The organism is Streptomyces sp. NPDC005151 (genome assembly GCF_053599875.1).
Genome location: NZ_JBSFYR010000161.1, coordinates 1 through 8746, shown reverse-complemented (window position 1 = coordinate 8746; position 8746 = coordinate 1). Strand labels below are relative to the sequence as shown.

At 64.9% G+C, this 8746-nt stretch carries 8 protein-coding genes and 1 pseudogene; 5 read left to right on the top strand and 4 right to left on the bottom strand.

Annotated features, from left to right (window positions below):
* The first annotated feature begins 789 nt into the window (after positions 1-789).
* From ACWD6R_RS38565 to ACWD6R_RS38555, 3 genes are all read left to right on the top strand, one after another.
* Positions 790-1092 carry a hypothetical protein gene (locus ACWD6R_RS38565; protein WP_451823021.1) on the top strand — a complete coding sequence of 101 codons (303 nt, stop codon included), beginning with the start codon at positions 790-792 and terminating at the stop codon, positions 1090-1092.
* A gap of 177 nt (positions 1093-1269) precedes the next feature.
* Entirely contained in the window at positions 1270-2328 is a 1059-nt protein-coding gene (locus tag ACWD6R_RS38560; protein ID WP_451823020.1) for an aminoglycoside phosphotransferase family protein, read from the top strand.
* Positions 2329-2545: 217 nt separating this feature from the next.
* A complete protein-coding gene (locus tag ACWD6R_RS38555) occupies positions 2546-2947 on the top strand; it encodes an integrase core domain-containing protein (RefSeq protein WP_451823019.1) in 402 nt (133 codons plus the stop codon).
* A gap of 51 nt (positions 2948-2998) precedes the next feature.
* Here the strand turns inward: ACWD6R_RS38555 and ACWD6R_RS38550 are convergent.
* Positions 2999-3232: pseudogene (locus tag ACWD6R_RS38550) on the bottom strand (GNAT family N-acetyltransferase); the annotation flags it as partial.
* A gap of 130 nt (positions 3233-3362) precedes the next feature.
* Here ACWD6R_RS38550 and ACWD6R_RS38545 point away from each other — a divergent pair.
* A complete protein-coding gene (locus tag ACWD6R_RS38545) occupies positions 3363-4172 on the top strand; it encodes an acyltransferase (protein WP_451823018.1) in 810 nt (269 codons plus the stop codon).
* A 133-nt stretch (positions 4173-4305) separates the two neighbouring features.
* Here ACWD6R_RS38545 and ACWD6R_RS38540 read toward each other — a convergent pair whose 3' ends face one another.
* From ACWD6R_RS38540 to ACWD6R_RS38530, 3 genes are read right to left on the bottom strand one after another with little or no spacing between them, the layout of a single operon-like run.
* On the bottom strand, positions 4306-5379 hold the full coding sequence (locus tag ACWD6R_RS38540; RefSeq protein ID WP_451823017.1) for an NAD-dependent epimerase/dehydratase family protein: 1074 nt from the start codon (positions 5377-5379) through the stop codon (positions 4306-4308).
* A complete protein-coding gene (locus tag ACWD6R_RS38535; RefSeq protein WP_451823016.1) occupies positions 5376-6092 on the bottom strand; it encodes an IspD/TarI family cytidylyltransferase in 717 nt (238 codons plus the stop codon). Before ACWD6R_RS38535 ends, ACWD6R_RS38540 begins: the two co-directional genes overlap by 4 nt.
* A 3-nt stretch (positions 6093-6095) precedes the next feature.
* A complete protein-coding gene (locus ACWD6R_RS38530; protein ID WP_451823015.1) occupies positions 6096-7667 on the bottom strand; it encodes a CDP-glycerol glycerophosphotransferase family protein in 1572 nt (523 codons plus the stop codon).
* Positions 7668-8285: 618 nt separating this feature from the next.
* On the opposite strand from ACWD6R_RS38530, the gene ACWD6R_RS38525 reads away from it, so the two are divergent.
* The gene (locus tag ACWD6R_RS38525) at positions 8286-8669 is read left to right on the top strand and encodes a hypothetical protein (protein WP_451823014.1); all 384 of its coding nucleotides are present in this window, start codon (positions 8286-8288) and stop codon (positions 8667-8669) included.
* Positions 8670-8746: the final 77 nt, after the last annotated feature.

Genomic DNA, 8746 nt, shown 5'->3' with positions numbered 1-8746 from the left:
CACCGCACGGCGGCGGAGCTCAAGGGGGTAACGGGAAGGTCTTGCCATGACTCGATCCTTTCATGAAATCGAGCCTCTACTCGAACCGGGGCGGTTCACCGTCACCGTTGGGAGCACTCTGGGACTTCTCTGGGATTTTCAGCTGTATCAACGAGCACGAGCGTGAAACAGCCGAAAGACCATCTCCGCAGGTCAGCGACACACAGCCCTCCAGTACTGCAGGTCACGGGGATGACTGGTCTCTTCCGCGACAACTGACCATGTCGGAGTCGGACGTCTCAAAGCCACCCCGCCCACGGCAGTCACTCAGCGTGCCTACGGCAGTGATGGTCCTCCTCTCGCCGATGCTCGCTCCGCCATCGGTGCCGACCGCCCATGGCTGCAGTTTCGGATGTCGCTGGCCGTCTCCAGCGGCGATCCGGCCCTTCAGGCGCAAGTGCATGCCGAGCATCTGCTGTCGGGTGACCCTCGTGAGGCTGCGGAGCTCTGCGGTGGCTCAGCGGAGTTCGCCATGCAGCTTGGCTACCCATGGCCGCAGCGACGGAGGACGTGAAATCCGGGAGGCGCGGGTCGAGATCACGCGCTTCGCATGCCGAATGTCGGAAGCCATCAGCGCTCAGCCCTCGGACTCGGCACTGCTTCGCCCGGCATCACGGCGGAAGTCGGGCATGCCGAGATAAACGGTGGAGGGCTGCGCTGCGCGGTCGCGCATAGCCTCCAACTTCTGTGCGGCGGCGGCCATGGTGTGAGGTGACCCCTGCGGTGTGGACACTCCGATGGCGGATCTTGATGGCCCGCGAAGCCCAGGTCAGCCATGCCAGTGTCCACCGAGCCGAGGACATCCTGGCCGAGTGGAACGCCCGAATCCCCCAACCTGTCCTCCGTACGCCCGGCGAGGTTCAGCGCGACGAGACCATCGCTGAACTGAAGGGAAGACTCAGAAAAGCCAGCCAGAAGGTCACCGAGCTGCAGAGCAAGCTCGACGCCCTGGCCACGGTGACCGCCAACCTTTACCACGAGAACGTCGAGCAGAAGAAGAAGCTGAGCAAGCAGCAGCAGAACCGTCTCACTGCTCTGAACGGTGGCGTGTGACCCCGCACAGCATCCGAGATCCCGGCTCATCGGTAAGGCATCCAGTTCTCGGCCCTCGACCCGTTGTCCACTCCGCCGGGAGCGGTGACCACACCTGTACGGCCCCGTCCGCGGCGGAGGCGAGGGCGACCTGGATCATGATGGCGCCATGGGTGGCATTGCCCTACGCTGACCACCATGCCGACCCGGGTACCGATCAGTGACGAGCTGCGTTCCACGTTGGGATCCCCCAGGGAGGCCACTCTCCTGGACAGCAGCCCGCGCTCCCGGGTGTGGCGGGTCGAGCTGCGCGGTGGTATCCGGGTGATCGTCAAACAGATCGCCGACGAAGGTGGAACCGGGCCCGACGGGGATGCGCGCTATGCGCGGGAGGTCACCGCGTTGCGGCTCGCCGCACGGGCGACCCGGCCGACCGTCGCGCCCGCACTGCTTGAAACGGACGCGGCGTCACGCGTGATGGTCCTGGAACACCTGGACGACCTCGGCGCGGCCGACGACTGGATGCCCGGCTACGCCGAGTCCCTCGCCCGGCTGCACACGCTCACCGGGCCAGCTGACACGGGAATGCTCCCCGCCTGGTCCGGACCGACGGCCGCCGACGCCGAGTCCTTCCTCGCACTCGCCAAGGACCTTGACGTCCCAGTCCCACCCGGAGTGCCGAACGAACTCGCTGGCCTGATCGACCGGCTCGACCCAGCGCCCCATAATGCACTGCTGCACGGAGACCCCTGCCCCGGCAACGACCTGCGCACCGCCGCCGGCGTCCACTTCGTCGACTTCGAGCAGGCGTCGCTGGGCAACGGCCTGGTGGAACTCGCCTACTTCCGCATCGGGTTCCCGACCTGCTGGTGCGCAATGTCGGTCACGGCCGGGCCACTCGCGGAAGCCGAGGCCGTCTACCGTGCCACCTGGCGCGACCTCACCGGCAGGGACGTTCCCGGCGATCTTGCTGACGCCTGCGCCGGTTGGCTGATCCGTGGCGACGCACTCGTCGAACGCGCCCACCGCGAGTCCGTCGACCACCTCGCACGGGTACCTGTGGAGGACTTCGAGTGGGGCTACGTTTCCGCCCGAGAACGCCTCGTCCACCGACTTGGCGTGGTCGCCGACCTGACCCGCGACCACGACCATTTGCACGCACTCGGTCACCTCAGCGCGGCTCTGGCCGTACGCCTGTTGGAACGATGGCCCACCCTGCGCGCACTACCCACGCAGAACACACGGCCCTGGTACTGACAGCCTGTGTTATCACCGAGTGTAGGCGCCGGGAGCGTACTTCTTCCCAGTTCCTCCGGCTTGAGCGGCGACGGCCTCGGTGTGCACGGCGTGATAGCCGAGCATCCTGTGGGGCTCAAGAACACGAATCATCCTCTGGCATTGAAGTCCTTCGCCGTGAGGAACCGGAAGCCCAGGTCCCTGAGCAGCGGCTCTTCCCCGCCTGGGATCATGTTGCGTGATCTTGTCCACGGTGTACGCCGTCACCCGTCGTCTGCTGTCGCTGCCCGTGTTGCTGCTTCGGCGTGACGTCTCCAAGGAGGCGGAGTTGCTGGTGTTGCGGCACGAGAACGCGGTCCTGCGCCGACAGGTCCCGCGCGTGCGCTACGAACCAGCCGACCGCCTGTGGTTCGCCGCGCTCTCACACGGGATACCGCGTCGCCGCTGGGTCCAAGTCTTCCGAACCCTCACCAGCTACCTGGAGCACTACAACGGGCAAAGGCCACATCGCGCCCTGCGCCAACTCTGTCCATCACAAGCCGAAGCCGGACCACCACGCCCCATCGACATCGCCGAGCACCGCGTCCACCGCAGAGCAGTCCTCGGCGGACTCATCAACGAGTATCAGATCTCCAGTTGATACCGCTACGAACTCGCCGATCAGCAGCCGAATCCTGTATTTGAGCCCCACAGGGTGGGTGGCCTGGATGTAGCCCCGGCGGCGGTAGAAGGTCATAGCCCGCGCCGAGCGGACCGAGGTCAACGACCAGGCCCGGCCTCCGGGAGCACCCGCCGTCATCGTCTCCAGCAAGGACGCTCCGAGCCCGGTGCCCTGGGCGGCGGGACACACGGCGAGTTCATCTATCTCCCGGGCCCCGCACAGCCACGGCTGGGTGCACTCAGGCCCGAGTCCGGCGGCCGCCTGCGATCGGTTCGATCACGCCAAGGTTCAGCAACAGAGTCACCTGATAGCTTAAGCCGAAATCGCAGGCCAGAACGGAGGTACGAGGGGCAGGTCCGACCCTAAGCCGGTCAAGGGCACCCCTCAGATCACGATGCTGCAAGTACACAAGCTAGAGCGCTACAAGGACGATCAGGGAAACGAGATCGTCTACGACGGCGAGATCCGTCAGGACAAGATCGATATCCGATTCAAGGGATCGAACAACAGACTCGTCATAAGCCCCAAAGCGGACATCAAGGACCTGCTCGTCACCTTCTCGGGAGACAACGGTCAGATCGAGATCGAGCAGACCACGAAGAAGCGCGCAGGTCTCCGCTTCGAACTGCGCTGTGGGCACGAGTCCCGGATCTGGATCGGCGAGAACGTGGGCTGTGCCGGCCGCGCCTTCATCTCCGCCGTCGAAGGCGTGTCGGTGACGATCGGTGCCGACGTGATGTTCGCCAAGAACATCGAGGTGCGCGGCGACGACACCCACCCGATCTTCGACGTGCACACCGAGAAGCGCGTGAACCCGTCCCAGTCGATCGTCGTAGGCGAGCACGTCTGGATCGCGAAGCACGCGGTCGTGATGGGCGGCGTCACCATCGGCAACGGCTCGGTGATCGGCTTCCGCAGCATCGTCACGTCGTCCATTCCCAACAACTGCATCGCGGTGGGAGCACCGGCGCGGGTGGTACGGCGGGACATCGCCTGGGAGCGTCCCGAGGTCGTTCCTCGCCGCCCGAATGAGCTGTATCCGCGCAAGGGCGAGAAATCCCCGCAGTACTGGAATCCCACCGATGACGACGGTGTTTCGGAGAAACCGGTGGTGCGGCCACAGCCCAAGGCGCAGCAGCGGTGGCTGGTCCGGCACCTTCCGACTTCGGTGCGGCGGCTCGCCAGGAAATATCGATCCTCCTGAAGTGCCCACGTCCGGCGATTCAGTGACACTGCGTCAAATCGCCTCGGGCCCGGACTTTCGTCCGCGCCCGAGGCGATTTGCGTCCTGGCGATTTCCGTAGATCCGTGTCGTTGGCGTGCCGACGCGGAATTCGCTATAGGCCCGGGGCGCTCGACTCCAGATGCGTCACCATGCGGTTCAGCCCGGTCGGCAGATCGACCACCGGGCTCCAGCCGAGTGCTGCAAGCCGCGCGCTGTCCAGGCCCTGCTTCTTGGTCAGGCTGTAAGAGCGCGCGTCGGACTCATTGGTGAACCGGAGCTGCTGCCCGCGCTCCGGGCGCACCTCGGTGAACAGCTCCGCCAACCGCCGGATCGAGACCAGACCGGACGGGTCCGCGACGTTGTAGGCCACCTGGTCACCGCGGAGCAGCGCATAGAACAGCCCCGCGATGGCGTCGGCCACGTAGGTGTAGGTCCGTACGCCGGAACCGTCGCTGTTGAGCACGATGTCCTTGCCGGTCACCACGTTCGCCGCGAAGTCGGCCTGCACCCGCCCGTCGTCGAGCGCCATCCCCGGCCCGTAGACGTGACCGAACCTGACGACGCGGCTGTCGATGCCGTACTGCGCCTGGTAGGTCGCGCAGATCGTCTCCGCGGCGCGCTTTCCCTCGGCGTAGCAGGCCCGCGGGTTGAGGATGTCGAAGCCGCCATAACTCTGCTCGTCGATGAGCTCGGTCTCCGGGGGCTGGGCACCGTAGACCTCCGCCGAGGACATCAGCAGGAATCCGCGGCTGGCCTTCGCCACACAGAGGTCGAGCAGGTGGAAGGTGCCCAGCAGGTTCGCCTTGATCGTCATGACCGGCTGGCTGCCGTGCAGGGCGGGCCGCGCGGCGCTCGCCCCGTGGATCACGTAGTCGACGGGGCCGGGCAGTTCGAGCGGAGTCGCCACGTCCTGGACGACGAGGTGGAAGTCCGGGCGGTCGAGCACGTCCGCGAGCAGCCGTCTGGCCTTCTCCTCGTTCCGCACCAGACCGTGCACAGTGATGCCCGCGCCGTGCCGGTCGTTCAATGCGAGCAGGGTGTAGACGACGTACGACGGCAGCATGCCGCTCGCCCCGGTGACCAGCACGGTGCGGCCGGAAAGCTCACTCCACGGCAGGTCACGGTCAAGGATCTCATCAAGGTCGTGCGCCACGACCGGGCTGGAAACGGTGGTCACTGAAATCACGTACCTACGATCTGCTGGTCTTCAAGGATCTCGAAGAACGTCCGGCAGAGGTAGAAGTCCTCGGCCGTCGTGATCTTGATGTTCGAGCGGGGGCCGACCACCCGGTAGATCTTGCGCCCGTACCGGTGCATGAGGGAGCACGAATCGATGGTGTCGTGCTCGCCCTCCGCGACCGCCCGGTCGTACAGCGAGAGGATCTCCCCGAGCTGGAAGCTCTGCGGGGCCTGGGCGGCGTATATGTGGTCGCGCGGGATCACGTCGTCGATGTGGTCGTACTCACTCGACACCACGGTCTCGTTGAACTTGGTGCAGGTGATGGCCGAGCCGTGCTCCCGGACCGTCTCGATGTTGGCGCTGATCAACTTCGCGTCTATCAGCGGCCGCACACCGTCATGGATCAGCACGACGGTGTCATCGGGGCAGTCCGCGGCAACCGTCTTGAGGGCTTTGTGCCGCGACTCCTGACCGGTCCGGCCGCCGTCGATGATCCACTTGACCTTCTGGATCTCGTACCGCTTCAGCAGCTTCATCATGAGCTCGCGGTATTCGGCGAGTATCGCGATGGCGATGCCGTCTATCTCGGGGTGCGCCTCGAAGTGCTCAAGGGTGTGGATGATGATCGGTTTGCCGTGGACCTCCAGGAACTGCTTCGGGAGGGCGCGGGTGTTCATCCTCGACCCGATGCCGCCGGCGAAAAGCAGGGCAACGTTCACAACTCATTCCTCCGATTGGTCGCTGAGCGGCTGGTCGCCCACCGCCGTGTTGTCCGAGACGGGATCGAGCCACCGGTGCGGACCGCCCGTCTCTCTGTCACCGTGATCTCCGAGCACCAGCCAGTCGATCACGCGGTCCGCCGAGTTGGTGTCGACGTAGTCGAAGTTCTCCCGCCGGAACTCCTCGACCTTCGAGATGTCGAAGTCCTCGTTCTGCAGAGCCTTGAGCAGCTCGTCGAAGGTCGCGCAGATCTTGCCGGGGGCGACGGTGTCGTAGTCGCGGTGGAATCCGCGGATCACCGAATACGTGTCCTTGTCGTACGCGTAGAACAGGATCGGCTTGTCGAGCAGCGTGTACTCGTAGATGACCGACGAGTAGTCGGTGACGAGTACGTCGGTCACATGCAGCAGGTCGTTGGTTTCGGGGAACGACGCGAAGTTCATCAGCCGGTCCGAGTACTCGGCGGGGATCGGCGGGGGCTCCGTGATGAAGTGGTGCATCCGGAAGAGCACGACGTACTTGTCGCCGCAGACCTCGTGGAGCTTCGCGAAGTCGATGCGGCCGTAGTCGTAGTGCGCGTCTCCTATGCTCTTCCCGCGGAAGGTCGGCGCGAACAGCACGATCTTCTTGCCCCGGAGTTGCGGGTAGGAGGCGAAGAAGTCGTCGGTGACCTTCCGGGAATGCTCCTCATCGAGGAACGTGTCGATGCGGGGCAGGCCGGTCGGCACGACCGCCGACTCCTCGACGCCGAACGCCTCGGCGTACACCGGCACAAGGTGCTTGGACCCGGTGATGACGTAGGTGTACTTGCGGTGGGCGTTGGACAGCTTCGGCGAACCGTACTTTCCGAACCGGCTGTAGCCGACCGCCTTGAAGCCGCTTCCGGCGTGCCAGAGCTGGATTATCTTGGTATCCGGCGAAATGCTCAGGTTTCCGAGAAGCCCGAAGTAGTCATCCATCAGCACGGTGTCCGACGTCGCGAGCAGGTAGATGAGGCGAAGCGTGCTCCACTTGTTCGCCGTGGCTGGTATTCGGAACGAGCGGCGGAACGTGTACTTTTTGTCGAGGTCCCGCTCGATCATCCGGTCGTGGACGCGCGCCAGGTTGCCGCCGAGGCCGGTGCGCATTTCGGAGGCGAACAGAATCCGGTTGCCGCGCGGCGGATTCAGGCGGCGCGCGGCCCAGTAGAAGCGGTTGGCGATCTTGCGGCGCCGGGCCCGCGGCAGCACCTTCAGCGCTATTCGCTTGCCGAGCGGCTTCTTCACCTTGTTCTTGCTCGGCCCCGCACTGCGGAACAACTGGTACGTCCGCATAAGGAACTCGGGGTTCTCGTCGTCGTCCGAAAGCCCGAACGTGATCGCGTACACGGAGCGGTTGCGATCGTAGAGGAAGACGCGGGAGTCGACATCGAGCCGGTCCGTGGCCTGCAGATCGAAGGTGGCGGCAGGCAGTCGCTCATCACCGACCACCGGGACGATCCGCCACGTACCGTCGGGTACCTGGCGCCGGTTCTTGAAGTTGGTGACGTTGATCTCCAAGCGGTGCTGTTCGGCGTCGATTTGCCGAGAATTCACCGGGAATTCGCGCCCGTCGTCAACAATCAGGAAGCGGAGAGCACTAGGATCTCCGGTAAAGTCCGAGACTGCCACAACGAGACTGAGGTGCACACGCTCCCAGGAAATCGTCGCTATTGAGCAACGCGCCATCGTCGTCCTTCCATTCGTGAACCGTTACGCCTTCTACGAGGCATGCGCGACGGCCACGGAGCCTGCCAGCGCCAGGTGAGAAGATTGCCGGAGCATAGCTTACCGAGCCACGCCAGCCCCAAGCCGAGAGGGGGGCCACCGCCCAGAACCGCGGTCGAGCGCGCCCATCCGGCGCCTTCCCGCAGAGCTTCCTCATCTCCGCTACCCTCCTCCATTCGGAGGGCCGGACTTCGCATGACAACACCAAGTGGTGCGCCGGCGGCCTGGCTGCGGTTATAGGCCCGGACAAACCCACTTTACCCGACTGCCGACAACTGTTGACCCGCCTGGGCGACGCCGTCCGCGAGTTCGCACCGTAGCGACCCGAATACTCTTCGCAGTGCGCATTCATCCCGCGCCCGGCTGTGAAGTTCGCCAGAAGGCGGGCCAGGGCGGCGTTTGAGGGGTCGGAATGGGTGGACGAGGCCATTCCCGGGAAAGCGTGACGTGAGCGACCTGCTCCTCGTCGATATCACCGGGCACGGTGACCTCATGCTCCCGACAGGCTCGATGGAGGTCGGAGAGACGCCGGAACAGGCAGCACAACCAGTACTACTCGGCGCATCGAACACTCTCACCATCCTCCGCCGGGTCGCCGTGGATCAGGTGCAGACACGTCGCCGAAAGGTCATCACGCACATCGTGGCCACGCAGCCGCTCGCTCAGGACGACGCCGCGGTCCTCTTCTACCGCGACCCGCGTGCCGTCCTGCTGTCGATGCCCTGCGCCCGAGCCATCTCCAGTCAGCGTCAAGGTATCGCCCGTAACGCCCACACCGCACATAATGCACACCAGTCGAACCCGCAGGTCAGAGCAATGCCGGTGAATTAGCAGAACCCTGCTGGTCAGGAGCTCGCCGTGGTTGGTTTGGGTGGATTTCACCCTTGGTGACGCTGGGTAGTTCGTCA

What these genes read in the sequence shown, in the direction of transcription:
- ACWD6R_RS38565 (WP_451823021.1), top strand. Translation starts at nt 790, where the DNA reads ATGGCCCGCGAAGCCCAGGTCAGCCATGCCAGTGTCCACCGAGCCGAG.
- ACWD6R_RS38560 (WP_451823020.1), top strand. Translation starts at nt 1,270, where the DNA reads ATGCCGACCCGGGTACCGATCAGTGACGAGCTGCGTTCCACGTTGGGA.
- ACWD6R_RS38545 (WP_451823018.1), top strand. Translation starts at nt 3,363, where the DNA reads ATGCTGCAAGTACACAAGCTAGAGCGCTACAAGGACGATCAGGGAAAC.